At 43.4% G+C, this 21,611-nt stretch carries 22 protein-coding genes; 12 read left to right on the top strand and 10 right to left on the bottom strand.

Annotation, left to right across the window (positions count from 1 at the left end; all coding sequences use genetic code 11):
* Nucleotides 1-169: 169 nt before the first annotated feature.
* The 10 genes from J4861_RS11510 to J4861_RS11465 all read left to right on the top strand — a co-directional run bounded on the left by J4861_RS11510 (nucleotide 170) and on the right by J4861_RS11465 (nucleotide 11,616).
* The gene (locus J4861_RS11510) at nucleotides 170-901 is read left to right on the top strand and encodes a M15 family metallopeptidase (RefSeq protein ID WP_211816946.1); all 732 of its coding nucleotides are present in this window, start codon (nucleotides 170-172) and stop codon (nucleotides 899-901) included.
* A 124-nt stretch (nucleotides 902-1,025) separates the two neighbouring features.
* Nucleotides 1,026-2,435 carry a THUMP-like domain-containing protein gene (locus J4861_RS11505; RefSeq protein WP_211816945.1) on the top strand — a complete coding sequence of 470 codons (1,410 nt, stop codon included), beginning with the start codon at nucleotides 1,026-1,028 and terminating at the stop codon, nucleotides 2,433-2,435.
* A 306-nt stretch (nucleotides 2,436-2,741) separates the two neighbouring features.
* Complete coding sequence (locus J4861_RS11500; protein WP_211816944.1) at nucleotides 2,742-3,890, top strand: N-acetyltransferase; 1,149 nt, start codon at nucleotides 2,742-2,744, stop codon at nucleotides 3,888-3,890.
* A 186-nt stretch (nucleotides 3,891-4,076) separates the two neighbouring features.
* Nucleotides 4,077-6,059, top strand: a complete 1,983-nt coding sequence (locus tag J4861_RS11495) for a DNA topoisomerase IV subunit B (RefSeq protein ID WP_211816943.1) — start codon at nucleotides 4,077-4,079, stop codon at nucleotides 6,057-6,059.
* A gap of 217 nt (nucleotides 6,060-6,276) precedes the next feature.
* Nucleotides 6,277-6,660, top strand: coding sequence for a GxxExxY protein (locus J4861_RS11490; RefSeq protein WP_211816942.1), 384 nt, complete (start codon nucleotides 6,277-6,279; stop codon nucleotides 6,658-6,660).
* Between the two features lie 167 nt (nucleotides 6,661-6,827).
* The gene (locus J4861_RS11485) at nucleotides 6,828-8,429 is read left to right on the top strand and encodes a S41 family peptidase (protein ID WP_211816941.1); all 1,602 of its coding nucleotides are present in this window, start codon (nucleotides 6,828-6,830) and stop codon (nucleotides 8,427-8,429) included.
* 658 nt (nucleotides 8,430-9,087) lie between these two features.
* The gene (locus J4861_RS11480) at nucleotides 9,088-9,300 is read left to right on the top strand and encodes a hypothetical protein (RefSeq protein ID WP_211816940.1); all 213 of its coding nucleotides are present in this window, start codon (nucleotides 9,088-9,090) and stop codon (nucleotides 9,298-9,300) included.
* Nucleotides 9,301-9,333: 33 nt separating this feature from the next.
* Nucleotides 9,334-10,917 carry a hypothetical protein gene (locus tag J4861_RS11475; RefSeq protein WP_211816939.1) on the top strand — a complete coding sequence of 528 codons (1,584 nt, stop codon included), beginning with the start codon at nucleotides 9,334-9,336 and terminating at the stop codon, nucleotides 10,915-10,917.
* A 15-nt stretch (nucleotides 10,918-10,932) separates the two neighbouring features.
* A complete protein-coding gene (locus J4861_RS11470; protein ID WP_211816938.1) occupies nucleotides 10,933-11,127 on the top strand; it encodes a hypothetical protein in 195 nt (64 codons plus the stop codon).
* Between the two features lie 24 nt (nucleotides 11,128-11,151).
* The gene (locus tag J4861_RS11465) at nucleotides 11,152-11,616 is read left to right on the top strand and encodes an HU family DNA-binding protein (protein ID WP_211816937.1); all 465 of its coding nucleotides are present in this window, start codon (nucleotides 11,152-11,154) and stop codon (nucleotides 11,614-11,616) included.
* A 236-nt stretch (nucleotides 11,617-11,852) separates the two neighbouring features.
* On the opposite strand, the gene ybeY is transcribed toward J4861_RS11465, so the two are convergent.
* The 10 genes from ybeY to J4861_RS11415 all read right to left on the bottom strand — a co-directional run bounded on the left by ybeY (nucleotide 11,853) and on the right by J4861_RS11415 (nucleotide 18,543).
* Nucleotides 11,853-12,284: an rRNA maturation RNase YbeY gene (gene ybeY, locus J4861_RS11460; RefSeq protein ID WP_211816936.1), complete on the bottom strand. Its 432-nt coding sequence runs from the start codon at nucleotides 12,282-12,284 to the stop codon at nucleotides 11,853-11,855.
* Nucleotides 12,285-12,330: 46 nt separating this feature from the next.
* Nucleotides 12,331-12,777: a pantetheine-phosphate adenylyltransferase gene (gene coaD, locus J4861_RS11455; protein WP_211816935.1), complete on the bottom strand. Its 447-nt coding sequence runs from the start codon at nucleotides 12,775-12,777 to the stop codon at nucleotides 12,331-12,333.
* Nucleotides 12,778-12,903: 126 nt separating this feature from the next.
* A complete protein-coding gene (locus J4861_RS11450) occupies nucleotides 12,904-13,362 on the bottom strand; it encodes a DUF4252 domain-containing protein (RefSeq protein ID WP_211816934.1) in 459 nt (152 codons plus the stop codon).
* 3 nt (nucleotides 13,363-13,365) lie between these two features.
* Complete coding sequence (locus J4861_RS11445; protein WP_211816933.1) at nucleotides 13,366-13,848, bottom strand: hypothetical protein; 483 nt, start codon at nucleotides 13,846-13,848, stop codon at nucleotides 13,366-13,368.
* The gene (locus tag J4861_RS11440; protein WP_211816932.1) at nucleotides 13,835-14,344 is read right to left on the bottom strand and encodes an RNA polymerase sigma factor; all 510 of its coding nucleotides are present in this window, start codon (nucleotides 14,342-14,344) and stop codon (nucleotides 13,835-13,837) included. Before J4861_RS11440 ends, J4861_RS11445 begins: the two co-directional genes overlap by 14 nt.
* Before the next feature lie 52 nt (nucleotides 14,345-14,396).
* Nucleotides 14,397-14,894: a DUF4252 domain-containing protein gene (locus J4861_RS11435; protein ID WP_211816931.1), complete on the bottom strand. Its 498-nt coding sequence runs from the start codon at nucleotides 14,892-14,894 to the stop codon at nucleotides 14,397-14,399.
* 13 nt (nucleotides 14,895-14,907) lie between these two features.
* Nucleotides 14,908-15,420, bottom strand: a complete 513-nt coding sequence (locus tag J4861_RS11430) for a DUF4252 domain-containing protein (protein WP_211816930.1) — start codon at nucleotides 15,418-15,420, stop codon at nucleotides 14,908-14,910.
* A gap of 128 nt (nucleotides 15,421-15,548) precedes the next feature.
* A complete protein-coding gene (gene dprA, locus J4861_RS11425; RefSeq protein WP_211816929.1) occupies nucleotides 15,549-16,667 on the bottom strand; it encodes a DNA-processing protein DprA in 1,119 nt (372 codons plus the stop codon).
* 73 nt (nucleotides 16,668-16,740) lie between these two features.
* A complete protein-coding gene (locus J4861_RS11420; RefSeq protein WP_004358870.1) occupies nucleotides 16,741-17,148 on the bottom strand; it encodes an acyl-CoA thioesterase in 408 nt (135 codons plus the stop codon).
* 84 nt (nucleotides 17,149-17,232) lie between these two features.
* Nucleotides 17,233-18,543 carry a DUF2851 family protein gene (locus J4861_RS11415; RefSeq protein WP_211816928.1) on the bottom strand — a complete coding sequence of 437 codons (1,311 nt, stop codon included), beginning with the start codon at nucleotides 18,541-18,543 and terminating at the stop codon, nucleotides 17,233-17,235.
* Between the two features lie 544 nt (nucleotides 18,544-19,087).
* Between J4861_RS11415 and dapB the strand changes: the two genes are divergently transcribed.
* The gene (gene dapB, locus J4861_RS11410; protein ID WP_211816927.1) at nucleotides 19,088-19,843 is read left to right on the top strand and encodes a 4-hydroxy-tetrahydrodipicolinate reductase; all 756 of its coding nucleotides are present in this window, start codon (nucleotides 19,088-19,090) and stop codon (nucleotides 19,841-19,843) included.
* A gap of 181 nt (nucleotides 19,844-20,024) precedes the next feature.
* Nucleotides 20,025-21,554, top strand: coding sequence for a S26 family signal peptidase (locus J4861_RS11405; RefSeq protein WP_211816926.1), 1,530 nt, complete (start codon nucleotides 20,025-20,027; stop codon nucleotides 21,552-21,554).
* Nucleotides 21,555-21,611 lie beyond the last annotated feature (57 nt).

Genomic DNA, 21,611 nt, shown 5'->3' with positions numbered 1-21,611 from the left:
GGGCAGAGGCTGTGCTTTCTTTCCGAACCTTGAGAGGGCGTGAGAGGAAGACAGTGTCTGCCCTTGTTAGCTTTCGTTGGTCGGTTTAAGTGTTTTAATTAACGAATGATTGATAATTCCTGCAGCTGCTATTTGTATTTAGCTGTAGGATATATAATAAATATAAAGAATGAAACGAGTCTTTTATCTGCTATTTGCAGCCATATTCTTTGTTAGCAGTGTACACGCACAGACACCAACGATGAGTCGTCGGCAGGCTGCTGGTCGGTCAATGGAGCAGCAGGGGTTGGTAAATATAAAGCATGTAGTACCTTCTATCAAGGTGGCTTTGATGTATGCTCGTACGGATAACTTCTGTAATCGTGTACTCTATCATGAGCTTCGTGATGCCTATGTATTACCCGCTTGTGCAGAAGCATTGCGTAAAGCGCAGACAGAATTGAAGCGTCGTCGTCCTGATTTGAGCCTTTGTATCTTCGATGCCACGCGACCGATGAGCGTGCAGCAGACGATGTGGGACGCAGTGAAAGATACCCCAAAGTATTTCTATGTGTCTAATCCTGCGCACGGAGGAGGTATGCATAACTATGGAATGGCTGTAGACATCAGTATCTGCAAGGCCTCATGGAATGATGCTACATGGCGTGATGGCGCCACACGTTGCTTGATAGATACGATTCCAATGGGTGTGAAGGTAGACCACATGGGGATAGCCAGTCATATTGATAAAGAGAATGACCTCGTTGCTCGTCGTCTTATCTCTCGTGAGGCATTAGCCAACCGCAGACTCCTTCGTGAGGTGATGAGTGCTGCCGGCTTCATGCCTTTACGTACAGAGTGGTGGCACTTCAACCTTTGTACAAGGGTTTGGGCAAAGCAGAATTTGAGGGTGGTGAGGTAAAAAAAGATGCCTCACCCCCGCCCCTCTCCGAATGGAGAGGGGAGTGATTACCGACTTTGCTACTGTGATAGATGGTAAGAATAAAATTCTAAGGACTATTAAGGCAATACAACTATAGGATTAGATGAAGCAAAAAAACGATATAAGTCATTCAGAACTACCACTGCCAAAATATGTGCGGGACGTTCTAAGCAAACATAACATTTCACTCCCCTCTCCACTCGGAGAGGGGGCGGGGGTGAGGCTTCTTGCCCTCCAATCCCACCGCTACCCCGATATTGACATGCCCTTCCTGCTCGACCAGTTGGCAGGATGGCAGACAGCACGCACGAAACTGCCGTCGTGGGCAGCGAAGGAGGATATCATTTACCCATCGCATCTATCGATGGAACAGTGTTCAAGTGAGCATACTGCGGAATATAAGGCACGATTGGTTGCACGCCTTGTAGGGGCAGAGAACTTCGCTTCTTCTGACCTAAATAACGATTGTTGCAGACCTTCTGTAGGAAAAGAAACTACTCCTACGCAGCAAGAAAATCATGTTCAGAATAGTTATGAAGGGTCGTTCTGCGACCTAACAGGCGGCTTTGGCGTTGATTTTTCCTTTATAGCACGCAGCTTCAAATGTGCTATTTATGTCGAACAACAAGCGAAGTTGTGCGAATTGGCACGTCATAATTTCCATGCTTTAGGCTTAACACAAGCTGAAGTGGTGAATACAGATGGTACAGCCTACCTCCAGCAGCTCGACCATGTGTCTGTGTTATTCCTCGATCCAGCACGTCGTAATGAACAAGGAGGTAAGACTGTGCTGATAAGTGATTGTACACCCGATGTCTTGGCATTGGAAGAAGAACTTTTAGAGAAGGCAGATACAGTTGTAATCAAGCTGTCGCCAATGCTCGATTGGCATCGTGCTGTGGACGAACTCAATCGTTTGGGCAGTGTTGTTCGTGAGGTACATATCGTCTCTGTATGCAATGAATGTAAGGAATTGCTGCTGGTATTGCAGAGAACGAAAGGTGAAACAGATGACAAGACGGCTACGAAAAAAGTCTTACAGGTATTCTGTGTGAATGATAATAACATTGTATCTTATTCTCTTGATGAGGCTTTAAGCGTATCGCAGCGACTTCTTACGGCTGTTCCAGAGGCTGGGCAGTATCTCTATGAACCTAATGCTTCATTGATGAAAGCAGGCTGTTTTGCTTTGCTTACTGCCCGTTATCCACTTTCAGTACTCAGTCTTAATTCTCATCTTTTTGTCTCTGAGGAGGCTATCAATGATTTCCCTGGTCGTCAGTTTGAGATAACAGCGGTTTCATCGTTCAATAAGAAGGAGCTACGACGTCATTTATCGGGGATAGACAAAGCCAATCTTGCTGTGCGCAACTTCCCTATGAGTGTTGCTGAACTACGCAAACGGCTGAAGATAAAAGAGGGAGGAGATGTCTATCTCTTTGCAACCACGGATGCAGAAAGTAATCATCTCCTCTTCGTTTGTAAGAAAACAGCGATGTTAACAAAAAAGTAGAAGGTGCCATGAAGTGTTATCTATCATTATAATAAATGGTTATTGTGGTTTCAGTGAATGCTTAGGAACTATTCTATAAATGATGTTTTGCAAGTATGTTAAGCATAAGCTGGAGTTGTATTGACGTCAAACACGTGTGGTGCGCATGGTTAGCACGTGTGGTGCGGACGCCTAACACGAGTCCTTATGACTGAGTAGTAGGGTAGTGATAGTCAATAAAAAGGAGCGTAAATTTGCCAATCTACCTTTTTTTTAGTACTTTTGCACGTTTAAGATTAGGAAAATAACGAAATTAAAAGATTCTAAATGTCATCAGTTCAGATAAAGAGAGTAGAGACGAAGAAAGACCTTAAGGCTTTCATCGAGTGTCATTATGACCTCTACGAGGGTAATCAGTATGATGCCCCAAACCTCTATAGTGATGAGTTTAATACGTTGTCAAAAGACAAGAATGCTGCTTTTGACTTCTGCGAAGCTGAGTATTTTCTCGCCTTGAAGGAGGGAAAAGTGGTGGGGCGTGTAGCTGCTATCATCAATAATAAAGCAAACGAAAAGTGGGACAAGCAGGATGTTCGCTTCGGCTGGATAGACTTCATTGACGATATAGAAGTATCAAAAGCTCTGTTGAAAGCTGTTGAAGACTACGGTAGAGAGAAGGGCATGACCTCTGTTGTTGGTCCACTTGGTTTCACAGATATGGACCCAGAAGGTATGTTGACATGGGGCTTTGATCAGCTCGGAACAATGGCAACTATCTATAACTACGATTATTATCCAAAGCACATGGAGAAACTTGGTGGCTGGGAAAAGGATAATGACTATGTAGAATATCGTCTTGATGTCCCAGAGACAGCTCCAGAGAAATATACAAAGATTGCAGAGATGGTGGAGAAACGATATAATCTCCATGTGCGTAAACTGACTAAGAAGGAAATCTTCGAGGGTGGTTATGGCAAGAAACTCTTTGACTTAATCAATGTGACTTATGCTAATTTGTATGGCTTCTCTGAGTTAACTGATCGCCAGATCGACCAGTATGTAAAGATGTACTTCCCACTTGCCGACCTCGATCTCATTACAGTTATTGAGGATGGCAATAAGGATAACCAGTTAGTTGGTCTTGCAATCACAATCCCATCACTAACACGTGCCTTGCAGAAGTGCCACCGTGGACGTCTTTTCCCATTCGGATGGTGGCATTTACTACGTGCAATAAAGTTCCATAAGACGGAGGTTGTAGACCTTCTCCTTATTGGTGTCCTACCAGAGTATCGCTCAAAGGGGGCTAATTCCCTTGTCTTTGCTGACCTCATTCCACGTTATGTGAAGTACGGCTTCAAGTGGGGTGAGACGCATGTCGAGATGGAAACCAACGAAAGCGTACAGAGTCAGTGGGGCCCATTAGACCCAACTATGCACAAGAAGCGTAGATGCTATAGAAAAGCTATTGGGTGATGGGTGATGAATGATGGGTGTTGATGGACAGCTTTAACATGTGTTCTTTCTATAATTTCACGTGTTTCTTCTATATTAACACCTAATTGCTCATTAATGAACACTCAATATAATAAAATAGTTAAGCCCTTATCACCTAATAATTAACCCTCAATAACCAATAATTCACAGCCAACAACCCAGCACATGGATAAATCATCAACCCCCAACCTTCAGCCCCCAACACCCAACACTCAACCCCCAACACCCGTTTCTTACACCGACGATAATATCCGACACCTATCGGATATGGAGCACGTGCGTACCCGTCCGGGTATGTATATTGGTCGTTTGGGCGATGGCAAGTTGCCAGAAGATGGTATTTATGTACTCTTGAAGGAGGTCATTGATAACTCTATTGACGAGTTTAAGATGAATGCTGGCGACCGTATCGAGGTTGATGTGGAGGATAATCTGCGTGTTAGTGTGCGCGACTATGGTCGTGGTATTCCACAAGGAAAGCTTGTTGAGGCTGTGTCAGTGCTGAATACGGGTGGTAAATACGACTCTAAAGCGTTCAAGAAAAGTGTTGGTTTGAATGGTGTCGGTGTGAAAGCCGTTAATGCACTAAGCTCACATTTTGAGGTAAAGAGCTTCCGTGATGGTAAGGTACGTGAACTATCGTTTGAGAAAGGAAACCTACAAAGCGACAAAACAAAGAAGTCTGCGGACGAGAATGGTACCTATATCTACTTTGAACCAGACGCAACGCTCTTCAAGAATTATAGCTTCCATGATGATATAGTAGAGGAGATGCTCCGTAACTATACCTATCTAAACACCGGATTGACGATTATGTACAATGGTCGTCGTATACTTAGTCGACATGGTTTGAAGGACCTTTTGACTGATAATATGACTGTTGATCCATTGTATCCGATTGTTCACATGAAGGGAGAGGATATTGAGATTGCTTTTACACACACCAATCAATATGGCGAGGAGTATTACTCTTTCGTGAATGGTCAGCATACAACGCAGGGCGGTACACACCAGACAGCCTTCAAGGAGCATATTGCCAAGACAATAAAAGAGTTCTTCGGCAAGTATGAGTATGGTGACATTCGTAACGGATTGGTGGCTGCTATCGCTGTAAACGTTGAAGAACCAGTATTTGAGTCACAAACAAAGATTAAGTTAGGTTCCACACAGATGTCGCCTGATGGTGAGTCTATCAATAAGTATGTGGGCGACTTTATCAAGACAAACGTTGACAACTACCTTCATATTCATAAAGAAGACTTCACCGATATACTTGAGAATAAAATCAAGGAGACCGAGCGAGAGCGTAAGGCAATGGCTGGTGTAACGAAGTTAGCACGTGAGAGAGCGAAGAAAGCCAACCTCCATAACCGTAAGTTGCGTGACTGTCGTGTACACTATTGTGACGTGAAGAACGATCGAAAGGAGGAGAGTTCTATCTTTATAACAGAGGGAGATTCAGCCAGCGGAAGTATTACTAAGAGTCGTGATGTCAACACACAAGCGGTCTTCTCATTGCGTGGAAAGCCGCTTAACTGCTTTGGTCTGACGAAGAAGGTAGTGTATGAGAATGAGGAGTTCAATCTCCTTCAGGCTGCGCTCGACATTGAAGACGGACTCGATTCGCTTAGATATAACAAGGTAATTGTCGCAACGGATGCCGATGTTGACGGTATGCACATCCGTTTGTTGATAATAACTTTCTTCCTTCAGTTCTTCCCAGAGCTGATAAAGAAAGGACACGTATATGTCCTTCAGACACCGCTTTTCCGTGTTCGTAACCGTCGAACAAAGATAAAGAACAAAGAGGTAATTGCCGAAGCGGACGCTCGTCGTGTGAAAGGAGAGAAAAAGAACGACTTTATTACACGTTATTGTTACTCTGAGGAGGAGCGTGTAGCAGCTATCAACGAGCTTGGTCCAGACCCAGAAATCACTCGATTCAAAGGTCTTGGTGAGATCTCTCCTGACGAATTTGCCCATTTCATCGGTCCAGATATGCGTTTAGAACAGGTTACTTTACATAAGAATGACCAGGTAGCTAAGCTCTTGGAGTATTATATGGGTAAGAACACGATGGAACGTCAGAACTTTATTATTGACAACCTCGTTATAGAAGAGGACCTTCCTGACGTGGAGAAAGAGTAAAGGGTTTTATTTGAAAGGGTGCTATAGAGGCTAACTCTTACTCCCAAATAAGGTTCACACAGAGTCAAGGAGAGCACGGAGTAGAGAGGTGCCTTTGGCACAAAGAGGTGTTGGAAGACTTTTTTTAGCTTGAAAACGAGGAGGAATGAGAATAAGGAGAATTGTAATCCTTGAACGTAATCTATTATAGATAGTAGAACTATAACCTTAAAGAATCATGGAAATAATATCAGATGAATACACACATAGGCTTTTAGCCTGTGCTTACACAGTTCACTCATTATTGGGACCAGGGCTCTTAGAGAGTGTCTATGAGAAGGCTTTGATGTATGAATTGACACAGAAAGGCTTTAAGGTAGAAAGACAGGTGCCCATAAAAGTACTGTATAAAGGTATAGAACTTGGAGAGGTCTATCGAATAGATTTGCTGGTTGATGGAAAGGTTATTATAGAAATTAAGTCGGTGGGAGAGTTATCACCAGTACATTTTAAGCAATTAATGACTTATTTAAAGTTACAGAATCTAAGATATGGTTATCTTATAAACTTTGATGTTACTATGCTTAAGGACGGTATTCATAGCGTCCTTAATGGTTATTAATAATTACTCCTAAAACTCTCTTAGTGCTTTAGCACCTCCGTGAATGTTTAAAAACTCTCCTAAAGAGTATATTCTTTTTCACTCAGTGCTCTCCGTTTCTCTGTGTGAAATCATATTGATAAGAAAAGATAAGGATAAGAAGAAACAAAATAATTTATAAGTTCTAAATGATGAAAAAAGCAATTATAATATTATTGATGATGGCTTTGCTGCCAGTTATTGGTAAGGCGCAGGTTAAAGGTAATATGGGCTCCGACTCTCCTTTACGCAAACTGCAGTTGGCAGAGATGGCAATTAAGAACTTCTATGTGGACTCTGTGAACGAGCAGAAGTTAGTTGAGGATGGTATTAGGGGTATGCTTGAGAAGCTCGATCCACATTCTACGTACACCGATGCAAAGGAAACCAAAGCGATGAACGAACCGCTGCAAGGCGACTTTGAGGGTATTGGTGTGCAGTTCAATATGATTGAAGATACACTTGTCGTTATCCAGCCTGTTGTCAACGGACCATCTCAGAAGGTGGGAATCCTTGCTGGCGACCGTATCATCAGTGTGAACGACTCTACTATCGCTGGTGTGAAGATGGCACGTATCGACATCATGAAGATGCTACGTGGTAAGAAGGGTACGAAAGTGAAGTTAGGTGTTGTACGCCGTGGCGTGAAAGGGGTGCTTACCTTTGTCGTTACACGTGCTAAGATACCAGTTCATACCATCAATGCCTCTTATATGATTCGTCCTAATGTGGGCTATATCCGAATCGAGAGCTTCGGTATGAAGACCCATGATGAGTTCATGTCGGCTGTTGACTCACTGAAAAAGAAAGGTATGAAGACCCTCCTTCTCGACCTACAAGACAATGGTGGCGGTTATCTTCAGTCGGCTGTTCAGATATCAAATGAGTTCCTCAAGAACAATGACATGATTGTTTATACCGAAGGACGACGCGCTCGTCGCCAGAATTTTAAGGCAATTGGCAACGGACGACTGCAGGATGCGAAGGTTTATGTATTGGTAAACGAACTCTCGGCTTCGGCTGCAGAGATTGTTACTGGTGCTATTCAAGATAATGATCGTGGAACAGTTGTGGGCCGTAGAACCTTTGGTAAGGGACTCGTACAGCGTCCATTCGACCTCCCTGATGGTAGTATGATTCGTCTGACAATAGCCCATTACTATACGCCAAGCGGTCGTTGTATTCAGAAACCTTATACAAAGGGCGACCTAAAGGATTATGAAATGGATATCGAGAAACGATTTAAGCATGGCGAGTTGACCAATCCAGACAGTATTCAATTCTCAGATTCTTTGAAGTATTACACCATCCGCAAGCATCGAGTTGTCTATGGTGGCGGTGGTATTATGCCTGATTACTTCGTCCCACTTGATACAACAAAGTTCACTCGCTATCACCGTATGTTAGCCGCAAAGAGTATTATTATCAATGCTTATTTGAAGTATGCTGATGCGAATCGTCAGGCTTTAAAGGCGCAATACAGCTCATTTGACGCGTTCAATAAGGGGTATGTGGTACCACAGTCGTTGCTCGATGAAATCGTTGCAGAGGGTAAGAAAGAAAAGATTGAGCCAAAGGATGCTGCAGAATTAAAGGCTACTCTTCCTAATATTGCGCTACAGATAAAGGCGCTTACAGCCCGTGATATATGGGATATGAACGAGTATTTCCGAGTGTGGAATACCCAGAGTGACATTGTGAATAAGGCCATTAACCTGTGTACAGTACCTGATACGGACAGGAGTCTGTAATTGATGTTTTATCCTCCTAGCAAACAGTACTATTCACTCCCCTCTCCATTCGGAGAGGGGTTGGGGGTGAGGCTTTTTCTTTTGTTTTTATTTGGCTAGTTAATTTATTCTTCTTACCTTTGCCGCCGTGAAACAGTTAGCAATGACATATCAAGTGAACGAAGTACTGCAAAGAATTATTCGATTCTTTGCATCTTTTTGCACTTTATCTTTGGTCAATCCAAATAATTTGCTAACACACACACACACACACACACACACACACACACACAGGCGCACCTAGCGTTTAATCATACTTTTTTTCTTTCATCCTACGCGCGCGCGAAGCGTGGCGTAACGCTTGTAAACAAAGGACTTCTCGGAGTTTCCTTTGTTCGCTTTTTTGTGCCCATTTGCGAGCTGTCAAGAAAGCAAAATAAGAACGTTTTAAGCACTGAAATTACCGTAACAGATAATTGTAATTCTCTTATAATAGTTTGTTTTCTCTCGTTGATTTCTCGGGCAGGCAGTGGTAATGCGCTGTCTGCCTGTAGAGAGGGAGGGGCAGGCAATCAGAAAGGATAAATAATGAGTTCGTCAGGATGTATATAATAAAAGGTGAGCAACAAAGCCACATAGAGAGTAGATAACAACTATTTTTAATTAAATCAAAAAAGCAATGAGAAAGAAACAAGAAAAGAAGGATTATTCTGCACCAAGTTGCATGATAATTCAAGTAAACGAAACCACAAATTTAATGGCGGGGTCTCCATTTAATGGTCAGCATAACCCGGCAAACCCAGGCGGAACCATCAGCAGTGCTAAGCAAGCACCAGCATGGCAGGGAGCTGACAATGAGAACGAAGACGATTTTTCCGCTTGGGAAAACTAACAGAGAGTTATTAACAAAGAGAAAAAAGTAAAAATGAAGAAAACAATGAAACGACATTCATTCATCACACGACTAGCATCTTTTGCTGTCGTGTGTGGTTTAACATTAGCCCTTGCCTCTTGTGCAAATGATGATTTAGCACAGAACGGCAAAACTACAACTGACGATAAAGGGTTAACCGCATTCAGCACTGGCGAACCTGCAACACGCACAACCATGGAGGCAGATGGTACATTCTATTGGGAAGCAGGCGATAAGATTTGGGTAAAGGATGATAGCGGCAATTGGAAGCAAAGTAGCAACTCGCCAACGGGCAAGACTGCCTCTTTCAAGTTCTTAATGCCTGGTAAGTACACCGCCAAATCTTCATACGATGTTTATTATCCAGGCAAGAATGGTAGTCAAGATAAAGTAACTATCTCCAATAAGCAGAAACAAACAGAGCCTAACACCACCGCTCACTTTGGCGCATCAGGCGATTGCGGTATAGCCAAGGCAACACGCAATGCTACAAGCCACGAATTTGAGTTCGCACTCGACCACAAGGCTGCTTACCTTGTTTTTAAGCCTTATACAAGCAATGATGTACTAAAGTATTGCTATCTCACTAAGATAGAGGTAACATCAGATAATGATATCGCATCTACATCTACCTATACACTTGATCCAACTGCAGATACTGGTGCAGGCGCATTAACAGGTACAGGTAACGGAAAGCAGATTGTGCTTGAAACCATTGGTAGTGGTGCTTATGCAAATGGTTTCCCTTTGACAAACACTTCTGCTAGCTTAACAACCAATGGTGCTTACATGGTTATCAAGCCAGGTACACACACTTTAAGAATCCGCTACTGGGTAAAGGATGTTGCAACACACGTAGAGGGAACTATTACTAAGATCATACCTTCCCATACTTTTGCAAAGAATGAATACGTCAACATGGAAGCAGACCTACAAGTTAAAAATTACGACGGCGACCATTACTACATGTGGGATGCACAGGAACAATACTGGAAAGGTTATGAATGGACAAAGCACTTACCAGGAAACACAGGCCAGCCAACCCTTATTGGTAACAGTTCATCAAACTTCCCCCAGAGTAGTAGCGACCCTAAGCATCGTTACTATCACGAGAGTAGCGGTTCAGGTCGCTTCGATGCTACTCAGAGTTGCTCAACTCTCCCCAACGTAAACGAGATGACGTGGTACGCAAAGTACGGCGATCCTCGTTGGGACGCAGATGAATTATGGACTACTATGGGTCATTTATATAAAGGTGGTATGTGGTTTAAGAAGAATGCATACATAAGCGGTTACAACAGTAACACCGCTGTCGACGGTACTGATTGGCGTATAAATAGCAATGGAGACAGCTGGTCCGTTTCTCGGACTCTTCCTTCCGCAGCTGATGCAAACAAATACTTCTACCTGCCCGCCTTGGGTGGCTACGCCTTTGGTCAGCTGAACGTCGTTGGTATTAACGGCTACTATTGGTCGTCAAGTGCTGTCCCGGGGAACAGCTACCGCGCGTACAACTTGCTCTTCTCCAGTAGCGACGTCAACGTGCGCAACGGTACCCGCGACGGCGGGATCAGGGTCGAGCCATCGTTTGAGTAATCCTTGCGATTGTTCGTGGTCTATTTTGTACCCAACGAATGGGTAGAGTTGTACCCAGCGAAGAAGTACGATCGTACCCAGCGAATGGGTAGGAGTCTACCCAACGGGCAGGGTACGATGCTACCCAGCAGCTGGGTACAAGACGACCCAACCGCTGGGTATAAAATACATGAAAAAGGACATCAAAATGATGTTGATATATTCATCTAATGTTTAATTAAAAACCAAATCAAAATGATTGAATTCAAAGTTGCGCCTCGTAAGGCGACAATGGGAAAAATGAAGGGTAAAACGGTGTATATCGCCGTACCAAAAGGTCAACAAAAGATCTCACCCGAAATGGTGTTGGAACGTATTGTTCGTGAAACCTCATTGACGGAGGGTGATGCTCGTAATGTGATTATCACCTTGCGTAACCTTATCCTTGAATGTGCCCGCATGGGAACAGGCTTAGACCTCGGTGATATTTTCTCTTTGCGTGTGAACGTTCCCTCAAAGATGGAGGAAAACGAGAAGGACGTATGCGCCAAGAGCCTCAAAGCTCCGAAATTGACATTGACTTGGAAAGAGTCGGTGCGCAAGGCATTGAAGGAATTGCAGGTGGATGTGGATAATCCTGCGAGGAAGAAGGCAAAAGGCCCTGTCCCCGAGCCGAAAGAAAAGGAGAATAAAGAAGAGGGAGGACCAGAGGCAGGGTAAGGCCTCATCCCCAAGAGGGTGTGTCAAAACTAAAATACCCATTCCTAAATATAACAGTTTGAAACAATCCAATAAAAATGACCATTTCTGTACTCGATTTTGAGTAAAGAAATGGTCTTTTCTTTGCCTTTAAAAGAATCCTACTTATAGATTGAAAGTTGTCAGGTTATTAATTCGCATTTTGCCACACCCTCTACTTTCTTCTGTGTGGAAGGTATTATTATGGATTCTACCTATTATTTCTCAGTCTGCATTCTCTTGAGAAGTGCGAGTGCTTTGTTCTCGTTTTCTTCCATAATCTCACGCTCTCCAGGACCCTTGTCATTGATACCACAGAGGTGAAGGATACCATGAATGATAACTCGGTGAAGCTCGTCCTCATATGACTTCTTGAAAAGTTCGGCATTAGAGCGGACTGTATCAAGTGAGATAACAAGGTCGCCATTGAGCACATCATTCTCATCATAGTCGAAAGTAATGATGTCCGTGTAGTAATCATGTCCAAGATACTCGTTGTTTACTTCGAGAATCTTTTCATCATCTACGAACATATAACCAATTTCTCCAACCTTTCGTCCATGTGTTGCAGCAACAGCTTTAATCCAACGAGAAATCTCTCGTTTCTTGATTTTAGGCATCTTAACGCCTTCAGCACTATATGTTATCATCGTGTCTATGTTTTATCGATGAGGCTTGTGCGCCTCTGTCTAATCGTTAATATCCCTTTGGCAAGAACTCAGTGATGTCTCTTCCAAAGTTTTTCAGCTCTCTTACAACGCTTGAACTGATACTTTCAAATTGTGGTTCAGCGTAGAAAAAGATGGTTTCAATAGAACTCAAGCGTCGGTTGATATCAGCTTGTTCGCGTTCATATTCAAAGTCTTTTATGCTACGTACACCCTTAATGATATATTCGGCTCCCTCTCTTCGTGCAAAGTCGATGGTAAGGTCGCTGTATGCCTTTACTTCAATCTTTGGCTCGTCAGCATAGAGTCGTGCTATACGCTCGGTCCGTTCCTCTGCACTGAGCATGCACTTCTTCCGCTCATTGATACCAACACCAATCACAACCTTGTCAAAGAGGGGCAAGGAGCGGCGTACAATAGCGTCATGTCCTATTGTAAATGGATCAAAGCTTCCAACGAATATACCTATTTTCATTTGATTATTTTCTGCAAAAATATTGCCAATGAGCACAAAGTAAAGCTTGCTTTAACTTTGCCGAATGCAGCTTATTTTCTGCAAAAGTACTTCATTTCTATTATATATCCAAAAAAAGCTGGTGGATTATTTCCCACCAGCTATTCCTTGAATATCCTGTAGAGAGATATTACCAAGTAGGTTGATAATTGTTATCTCGTTGCGTTCTATGGCAAGCAGGGCAAACTCTTTCTTTCCATTTGGGTAATGCCGCTCGTAGATAGTAGTATGTTCGCCCCCCTCATTGACTTGCATTACAATCGAATACTTTTGTTGATTGAAGATGTTTTGGGCAGACTTCTTGATAGAAGGAATCAGTGAAGGACGTTCGCAGGAGAGTATCTGCAGATAGTCGAGTCGGCTGGCAATCTTGCTGATATCCTTGTTACCTGCTTTCACATTGCCCATCATTCGCATCATATTACGTGATATGTAGACAGTGGAGACACCATCTGTTTCGCTGTATTTTTCGAACAATGCCTTTTGGGCGAATGCCGTTATACAAGCTATCATAGTCATACAAAGCGTTAAAATAATTCTCTTCATAATCTAATCCCTTGTTTTATTAGTGATGTTCTCGGTAGCGTCAATACCCTTATTGAGCGTCTTTGAGAATTTCATCAGTGCTTTTGACGTTTCGGCGTAAGCGTCTTTAGCGTTAGTATAGGTATCCTGTTCAGTTTGTGGAGACTTATTCTCGTTTTGGTAAACGATAGCTCCTGCAGCAAAGAGAAGCAACAAACTGGCTGCTATTCCTACTACCCAGCGTAGGTTGATATGCCTTATCGCACGACGATTAGTGACTTCTAAGGTGTTCCACTGGCTAATCTGTCGACTGAGCCGTTCTTCCATCCCTGCTGGTGTAGGGCATTCTGATGACTGAAGAGCCGTGAAGAAGATGCGCTCCTCCTTCAAACTGGCATTGATATCACTGCCGTTGAAGTAGGTGCGCAGCGCCTTCTCCTCCTCTTCGGTGGTCATTCCATCGTAGTATCGGTCAAGTAAACGCTTTATTTCTTCAGTCTTTATCATATCTCATTGCTTTTATCTGTTCTCTAATCTTCTTTCGGGCACGGCTGAGAATACTTCTTACATTCACCTCCGAAAGCCCTGTTTCGGTGCTGATTTCCTCAAAACTGCAGTCTTCAACATCACGCATCAGCATGATTTTTGCCTGTGGTTCGGGCAGGTGGGTAATCAACTGCCTTACGCGTTGGTATTCGTCAGCTTCCTCTAATTGCTTACTTATGTTCTGTGAGGAGCTTATTTGCAGACTTCCCACATCTTTGTCGACTTCTTGAAGGTGTCCTGCTCTCATCTTGTCATAGAAGAGTCGGCGTAGTACTGTTATGCTATAAGCCTCTGGATTGTCAACCTTTTCCATCTTATCACGCTGCATCCAGAGTTTTAAGAAGGTTTCTTGCACCATATCCTCAGCAGCTTGAGCGTTGCTCATCAGCCTATATGCCACCGAAAAGAGTTTCCGATGGCAGGGTAGGAATAGCTGTTTAAAATCGCTTGCTTGCATAGGCAGATGTGCGCTTTAGACAATAATCGGCTATGATGTAAGGTTGTCCGCCCTATAACTTATAGCTTTTCAGATTCTTCTTGTTGGTACTTTCTTTCACAACAGAGTCGACATCGTTAGGACTTATCTTACCCTTAATCCGCACAATGGCGCCATCTTGTTTGTCAATAGCGAGAATGAGCAGTTCACGAATGCACCCTTTCTTTTCTTTGAGGTAAACATAATTAGTCTCATCTGCCTGCTTATTGTAGATGATTGGCGTATATCCCTTAGGATGGAAGGTCTGAACCGTGTTTCTAAAACGACTTTTTACAATCGAATCACAGTCGTCAAAGACAAGTATACGAAAGGAAGACACCGCTTTCAGAGCCTTGGAATCGTCCGAATGGCTTTTAGCAAGCACCTTCAAGAATGACATTAAGGCAGGTGTTATATGAAGGTGAATAACGTTTTTCTCGTGCCTATATTGCTCAATCAGCCCTTTTACGCTCTGCGCTGAGGCTGATAATGTACTGAGAGCAAGGATGCCTATGATGATAAACCGTTTCATAGCGTGTCTTTGTTTACTTGGTTTGTGACTTTACGACATCATCAATATTAGCAGGATTGATATGTCCTACGATATTGATGAGTGAGCAGTCTTCTTTGTCCATAGCGAAGACAACAAGGCTCTGCACTTCCTTCTCGTTGCCTTTAATGAAGATTCTGACCTTTTCGCCGTCCTCATTTGCCTTCACCATAGGTTCGTATCCCTGTGCTTCCAACTTACTGATACGGTTGTATAAGCCGTCTTTAATCTTTTGATTAGCCTTCTCGAAAGTTAAAATTTGCAGTCCGTCGATTTGCTCAGCGAGTGCATTAGCGGTCTCGTCGTCGGCAGCCTTCAATCCAAGCTTTATGAGTGTCTTTGGCAAGTTGACGTAAGTGACGTTGTCTCCACTCTTAAACTCTTTGATAATAGACTCTACCTCATCATTCATCGGTTGTGTGATGAGCGTCGTTGGGTTGGCTTTTACGGTGCAGCTTGAGCATAGAATAGCTGCAGCAAATGCGATAGTAAAGATGGTTGTTCTCATTGTCTTGATAATTAATTAGGTTGGTGATTCAGTTTTCGTTCACATTTATAGAGACGGAAGATGAAGCAGATTTGTGGCAAAGAAATGTCTTTTTTTTCAGTATTAGCTACTTTTATAGTATTAAGATCCTATGCAAGAAGATGATAACAACCGCCAGCCATAGCCCTAATAACCCCTTTCATTTCCAGTGTAAAGAGGATTCCAGTGAGCCTTGAGATAGGAATATTCGCCTGAATCGACAAGAGATTAATCTGCAAGTCATTGTTTTTAGCGAGCACGCGAACGATAGCTTCCTCTTCTGAAGACAAATTAGGGAAAAGCGTTCGTTCAATACCTCGTTGTTGTGCCTGCTCCAATTTGATATCATCATCCCATCCCATCGCCTTCACAAAGTCTGTTGCTGATGTGATGAGAGCCGCACCATTGTCACGAATAAGATTATTACAGCCCTCGCTATAATCAGAATGAACAGCGCCAGGAAAGGCAAATACTTCCCGTCCATAGCTACGAGCGATACTGCAGGTGATAAGTCCTCCACCCTTCGCAGCCGATTCTATGAGGATAGTTGCATCTGCACAACCTGCTACGATACGGTTACGTTGTACGAAGTTGCGGGCAACGGGCTGTGTATGCGTGGTATATTCCGTCAGCAATCCACCTTGTTTAATCATCTTTAAAGCTGTATCTCTGTGTCCACGAGGGTAAATATCATCGAGTCCATGAGCCAATACTCCTACAGTTTCAAAGCCATTCTCCAAGGCAGCACGATGTGCATGGATATCTACTCCATAAGCCAGTCCACTGAGGATGAGTACATCTGGACAAAGTGCTTTTAGTTCTCTGACAAACGAATGGAGAATGTCCTGCCCATAAGTGGTGCAGTGTCGTGTACCGATAATATTGATAACGTGTCGATTGTTGAGGTCAGCATTACCGAGATAATAGAGTAGGATAGGTGCATCTGGGCACTCCTTGAGCCGCTGTGGATAGTGTTCATCATTCATACAGATAGGCTCAATGTTATGCAGACGGTCGTATTCTAATTCTTGTTCAGCCCATTCTCTCAGGCTATCAATGTCTTTCAAAGCTTGTATGAGATGCGTTGAGGCTTCAGGAAGAATCTCTCTGATGTCTCTTTTATGTTCTATGACAGCCGTAGCAGAGCCTGCTCGCTTATAAAGTTCAGTTAGTTCACTGAGGTTAAAGCGAGTAAGTCGGGTTAGTAAGATTGAGTTTAAGGATTCCATGGTGTAGGTAATGATCAGTAGTAGCTCCCCACCTTCCCCGAAAGAGGGGAAGGCTAAGGGAGTAGATAGACTTTTACAATACTCGTGCAAACGCTTCGTCGTATTCCTTGCTACTGCCCAATCTACCATTGATGAGCGTCACAAGGTCTACATCTGCATGGAAGCAAAGGCGTTCGTCACTGGCACGGAAGAGGTCGTGAGAGAACACCCAGCGTAGTCCGTTCTTCTTTAATGACATGCGTGAGATAATCTCGTCGTCGCAAGTAAACGGCACTTTATAAGTGAGTTGCATACGTGCTACAACGGCATCAACGCCTTTCTCGTGAAGTTCAGAGAAGCTAACGCCCAATGATTTGAGGAATCTATGGCGTGTATGCTCGGTGTAATGCAGGTAGTTTGCATTGTTAACGATACCTTGGATGTCGCACTCGTAGTCGCGAACATCCAGTCTTGTCTCAAAGATGTATTTCTTTTTTTCCATAATCTATGTTGTTTTTAGGAGTTTATTGGGCTTATTAGGCCTATTAGCCTTATATGCCCCATTAGCCTAATTATCCCAATTCTCCTAACCCTTTATTGATGAATTCCCCTTCAGATACTCATAACCTATCCTACAGCGGAGGCAGTCTTTTCGGTCGCAATACTCCTTCTTTAGTTGTATAAGTGCTTGCGAATCACCCGCAGTCTCTACCATTAGCCCCACTTCCTTCCACATTCTAACGATGTGATTCTCCTCTGCTTTCAAGGTTTCGAGGAAGTCGAAGGCACGTTCACAGTACTTCTCCGCGTTCTTATGTTTGCCGTATGCGAAGAGGATAGGTGCAACGGTGTTGATAATCTGTAGATTCAACGATGCTGCTGATAGTTTCTTCTCGCTCTTTGCACTCTCTTCACCAAAGACATAATGTGTCTCCCAGTAGTGTGTCACCTGTGTTGCCAACAGTTCTCTGACCTGCTTAACACTCTCACACTCCAACAACTGAGACAATCCAGCCCTCTGTTCATAGTAGAGGTGAGCGAGTTGTGCGATGCGAATATGCGGAAAGTTCTGTGGCCGTAGGCGGAGGAATCGCCATTGATTGGCATCCATCGCTTGTAGTCCAAACTTATGTGCTAAGTACTGATATTCGCTTTTCAGCTTAGTGAAATAGCTGTCATTCAGTGCCTGCTGTTGATATCTTTCGGGGATAGCTGCTGTATCTAACAATCCAGCTTGCCCCAAGAAGAAAGCTTCAATCTGCATGAGATTGTCCCGATGATGTGCCACACTCTGCAAAGGAATTAGCTTAGCCCATGTCTCGAAAGCGTCTCCATTGATGCCGAAACCATAGTTGCGGGCAAGTGTTACGAAGTAGGCTGCTTCCCAAGAGCCGTCACAGTCCTTCACTCGTTGGGCTATCGCCTCTGTCTTCTGTTCCAACCTTTCAGTCTGTAAGGCACTCATCCACGAATGAACCATTAGTTTTGAAAGACTCGGAATGATACGATAACAAGCCGGATATTCGTCTGTTGTGAGTAGTTCTTCGTAATGTTCTCGCACAGCCATCGGCACTTGCAGTCGCATCTGTGGCGGATAATCGCCCCTTCGTGTCTTAACATCAACGTCGATAGACTCAGCCACGTGCAGGATAACATTGTTATAATTCGGGTCGCGGTCGTGTCTGTGTAGAAACCAATCGGAGGCACGGTCGTGTATCTCCACATTCCCCACCCACAGCGTACCGCCTATCTTCACCTTTGCATTGAAGAAGTCTGGTCCAGCGTTGTGATTATGTAGTCCAGTGTCAATGACCTCCACCTCTTGTCCGTCAGTGGTTTTAAGCCCTGTCAACGGAAACAGCTTGTGTTTCCATACGTAGTGGATGAGTTGTTCCATATAAGATTCTTGGTTTGTAACAGTACGCAAATATACAAAGAAAATGATAAAACCAATAGGATTATCTGTGTATTTTTCTTATTATTTCGCACCATAGTTTCTCTCTTCTTTGTACTTCGCACCAGTGGTGTTAGTACTCCGCACCATTGGTGCTAAGCCTCCGCACCAGATGTGCGGGACGTCAATACGTCAATAGAAAATGAGAAGAACGGTTCAATCTTACCAATTATTCTATATGGAAAGGTCATCCCTTGACTTGTCAATACCTTGTTAACCCAAATCGGTCATTAGACCACAAGATGTACATTCTTACGATAGTATGGTATTGTTTCCTAACATCTTTTATTTTCTTATCGGTATCTTGTTAGTCTTTGTAACTTGACGTAGCCCGCTACGCCTGCGTTCCAAAGCCAAACAATCTGCTCGATAATAAAACAAAATATGTTGAGGCTCTAATGACTGAATTGGGTTTAAAAATACGTGAACTTATTTTGTATTATGCCGCAAATCAGCTACCTTTGCAATGTTTTAATTCAGATTAATTATGAAAATAGCATTGATAGGCTATGGCAAGATGGGGCATATGATAGAACAGATAGCCCTTGAGCGTGGCCATGAAATCGTAAGTATTATTGATGTTGACAATATAGAGGACTTCGATTCTCCCGCATTTGCGTCGGCTGATGTAGCTATTGAATTTACGAATCCTACGGCTGCCTTTGCCAATTATCAGCGTGCCTTTGCACACAATGTGAAGGTTGTTAGTGGCTCTACGGGTTGGATGCAGGACCATAAGGCAGAGGTTGAGCGTATGTGTACAGAAGGTGGGCAGACTTTGTTTTGGGCAAGTAACTTCTCTATTGGCGTTGCTATTTTCTCAGCTGTCAACCGTTATTTAGCCAAGATAATGAATGGTTTCCCACAGTATAACGTTGAGATGGAGGAGGTGCATCATATTCACAAACTCGATGCACCTTCAGGAACAGCCATTACCCTTGCAGAAGAGATTATCAACGACCTCGATCGCAAAGATAAGTGGGTTAAAGGCTTCCAGCATGCAGCCGATGGTACGGAGTCAGGTAGTAATGAGGTTGCTCCTAACGAACTTCCTATTGCCTCTATTCGACGTGATGAAGTGCCTGGTATTCACAGCATCAGTTATGACTCTGAGGCTGATAAGATTACCATTACTCACGATGCCCACAGCCGTAAAGGCTTTGCCTTGGGTGCCGTCTTAGCAGCTGAATATACCAAAGAGCATACCGGCTTGCTTACTACAAGCGATTTATTTAAGTTTTAATGTTGGGTGTTAAGTGGTAGGTGTTGGGTGTTGATGGTTACTAATAATACTTTATAACAAAGCTGAAAGTAACGCACAATAGAGGAGACCATTCTTCGTAACACCCTTTCACCAACTGATATTTAATAACAAACATACCGACATAACTCATTATTCAACATTTATCACCTCAATATATAGTATGATAGACAAAGAGAAAGCAGCCCTGAATCCTAAGAAGCAATGGGCAAAGTTTATTTGTGTTCTTGTTCTCTACCTCCTTTTCCTGTTCTGGGTAAAGAGTTGGTGGGGATTATTAGTCGTTCCAATTATCTTTGATGTGTATATCACAAAGAAGATTCGCTGGCAGTGGTGGAAGGATTCTGAAGGTCCTATTCGCTTCATTATGGGATGGGTAGACGCACTGGTGTTTGCATTGGTAGCAGTCTATTTCATCAATCTGTTCTTCTTCCAGAACTACGTTATCCCTTCTTCTTCCCTTGAGAAGTCACTCCTTACGGGCGATTACCTCTTTGTTTCGAAGGTAAGTTATGGACCTCGTATTCCTGAGACACCATTGACAATGCCGCTGACACAGCACACCTTGCCAATTATCAATACTAAGAGCTATATCTCTTGGCCACATTGGGACTATCGTCGTGTGAAGGGTTTGGGTAAGGTGCAGCTCAATGATATCGTTGTTTTCAACTTCCCAGCAGGTGATACTATCATGAGTGAGCCTGCTTATCAGGGCAATGACTACTACTATGATGTCTATACATTGGGTACAAACTTCCTCGCACAACAGAATCCTAATATCAATCTGTCGGCGATGAACACACTCCAACAGCGTGCATTCTTTGATAAGGCATATGCTACGGGTAGGGCTTATATTGTGAGAAATGTAGGCACCTACGGAGCGTTGGATTGGCGTCCTACTGACCGTCGTGAGAACTATGTGAAGCGTTGTGTAGGTCTTCCAGGACAGACCTTGCAGATTAAGAACAAGATTGTTTATGTCGATGGAAAGGCAAATAAAGAGCCAGAGAAAGTTGAATATACCTATTTTGTTAAGTTTAAAAATGGTTCTGTTTCTGATTTCATAGGAGAACGTTACGACGAACTTCGTAAGGATTTAGAAATCAGTGATGAAGATGTACAGACGCTCAGTCGTCTGAAAGGATATGACTTGAGCCACGGTAACGTGCTTAATAAGGATATTCTGTCTTATGATGGTTATATGCCATTGACTAAACGAGCCGTTGCTGAGCTGAAGCGTCAGGGTATTGTACAGTCTATCCGTCTTGTAACTGATAAGGACCTCTACTCTGGGCTTATCTATCCGCTCAATGGCTTTACTGGCTGGACACGCGATAACTATGGTCCTATTTGGATTCCAGCAAAGGGCAAGTCGATTAAGTTGACATTAGAGAACCTCCCAGTTTATGAGCGTTGTATCAAGGTTTATGAGAACAACGACCTACAGGTTAAGAACGGAAAGATATATATCAACGGTAAGCCTGCTAATAGTTACACCTTTAAGATGGACTATTACTGGATGATGGGTGATAACCGTCATAACTCTGCTGATAGTCGTTTTTGGGGCTTTGTACCAGAGGATCATGTTGTTGGTAAGCCAATCTTCATCTGGTGGTCAAGTGATCCAGACCGTAAGGGCTTTGGTGGAATCCGCTGGCACAGACTGTTTAACTGGGTGGACAATATAAAGTAGGTTCCCCAAAGGACCTCCCCAAGCCCCTCCGAAGGAGGGGATGTGAGATTAGTAAAG

This window comes from Prevotella melaninogenica (assembly GCF_018127925.1).
Classification (GTDB): Bacteria; Bacteroidota; Bacteroidia; order Bacteroidales; family Bacteroidaceae; genus Prevotella; species Prevotella melaninogenica_C.
The sequence above is the reverse complement of the archived record's forward strand: the minus strand, read 5'-3'. Positions and strand labels throughout refer to the sequence as shown.

What these genes read in the sequence shown, in the direction of transcription:
- J4861_RS11510 (WP_211816946.1), top strand. Translation starts at nt 170, where the DNA reads ATGAAACGAGTCTTTTATCTGCTATTTGCAGCCATATTCTTTGTTAGC.
- J4861_RS11505 (WP_211816945.1), top strand. Translation starts at nt 1,026, where the DNA reads ATGAAGCAAAAAAACGATATAAGTCATTCAGAACTACCACTGCCAAAA.
- J4861_RS11500 (WP_211816944.1), top strand. Translation starts at nt 2,742, where the DNA reads ATGTCATCAGTTCAGATAAAGAGAGTAGAGACGAAGAAAGACCTTAAG.
- J4861_RS11495 (WP_211816943.1), top strand. Translation starts at nt 4,077, where the DNA reads ATGGATAAATCATCAACCCCCAACCTTCAGCCCCCAACACCCAACACT.
- J4861_RS11490 (WP_211816942.1), top strand. Translation starts at nt 6,277, where the DNA reads ATGGAAATAATATCAGATGAATACACACATAGGCTTTTAGCCTGTGCT.
- J4861_RS11485 (WP_211816941.1), top strand. Translation starts at nt 6,828, where the DNA reads ATGATGAAAAAAGCAATTATAATATTATTGATGATGGCTTTGCTGCCA.
- J4861_RS11480 (WP_211816940.1), top strand. Translation starts at nt 9,088, where the DNA reads ATGAGAAAGAAACAAGAAAAGAAGGATTATTCTGCACCAAGTTGCATG.
- J4861_RS11475 (WP_211816939.1), top strand. Translation starts at nt 9,334, where the DNA reads ATGAAGAAAACAATGAAACGACATTCATTCATCACACGACTAGCATCT.
- J4861_RS11465 (WP_211816937.1), top strand. Translation starts at nt 11,152, where the DNA reads ATGATTGAATTCAAAGTTGCGCCTCGTAAGGCGACAATGGGAAAAATG.
- ybeY (WP_211816936.1), bottom strand. Translation starts at nt 12,284, where the DNA reads ATGATAACATATAGTGCTGAAGGCGTTAAGATGCCTAAAATCAAGAAA.
- coaD (WP_211816935.1), bottom strand. Translation starts at nt 12,777, where the DNA reads ATGAAAATAGGTATATTCGTTGGAAGCTTTGATCCATTTACAATAGGA.
- J4861_RS11450 (WP_211816934.1), bottom strand. Translation starts at nt 13,362, where the DNA reads ATGAAGAGAATTATTTTAACGCTTTGTATGACTATGATAGCTTGTATA.
- J4861_RS11445 (WP_211816933.1), bottom strand. Translation starts at nt 13,848, where the DNA reads ATGATAAAGACTGAAGAAATAAAGCGTTTACTTGACCGATACTACGAT.
- J4861_RS11440 (WP_211816932.1), bottom strand. Translation starts at nt 14,344, where the DNA reads ATGCAAGCAAGCGATTTTAAACAGCTATTCCTACCCTGCCATCGGAAA.
- J4861_RS11435 (WP_211816931.1), bottom strand. Translation starts at nt 14,894, where the DNA reads ATGAAACGGTTTATCATCATAGGCATCCTTGCTCTCAGTACATTATCA.
- J4861_RS11430 (WP_211816930.1), bottom strand. Translation starts at nt 15,420, where the DNA reads ATGAGAACAACCATCTTTACTATCGCATTTGCTGCAGCTATTCTATGC.
- dprA (WP_211816929.1), bottom strand. Translation starts at nt 16,667, where the DNA reads ATGGAATCCTTAAACTCAATCTTACTAACCCGACTTACTCGCTTTAAC.
- J4861_RS11420 (WP_004358870.1), bottom strand. Translation starts at nt 17,148, where the DNA reads ATGGAAAAAAAGAAATACATCTTTGAGACAAGACTGGATGTTCGCGAC.
- J4861_RS11415 (WP_211816928.1), bottom strand. Translation starts at nt 18,543, where the DNA reads ATGGAACAACTCATCCACTACGTATGGAAACACAAGCTGTTTCCGTTG.
- dapB (WP_211816927.1), top strand. Translation starts at nt 19,088, where the DNA reads ATGAAAATAGCATTGATAGGCTATGGCAAGATGGGGCATATGATAGAA.
- J4861_RS11405 (WP_211816926.1), top strand. Translation starts at nt 20,025, where the DNA reads ATGATAGACAAAGAGAAAGCAGCCCTGAATCCTAAGAAGCAATGGGCA.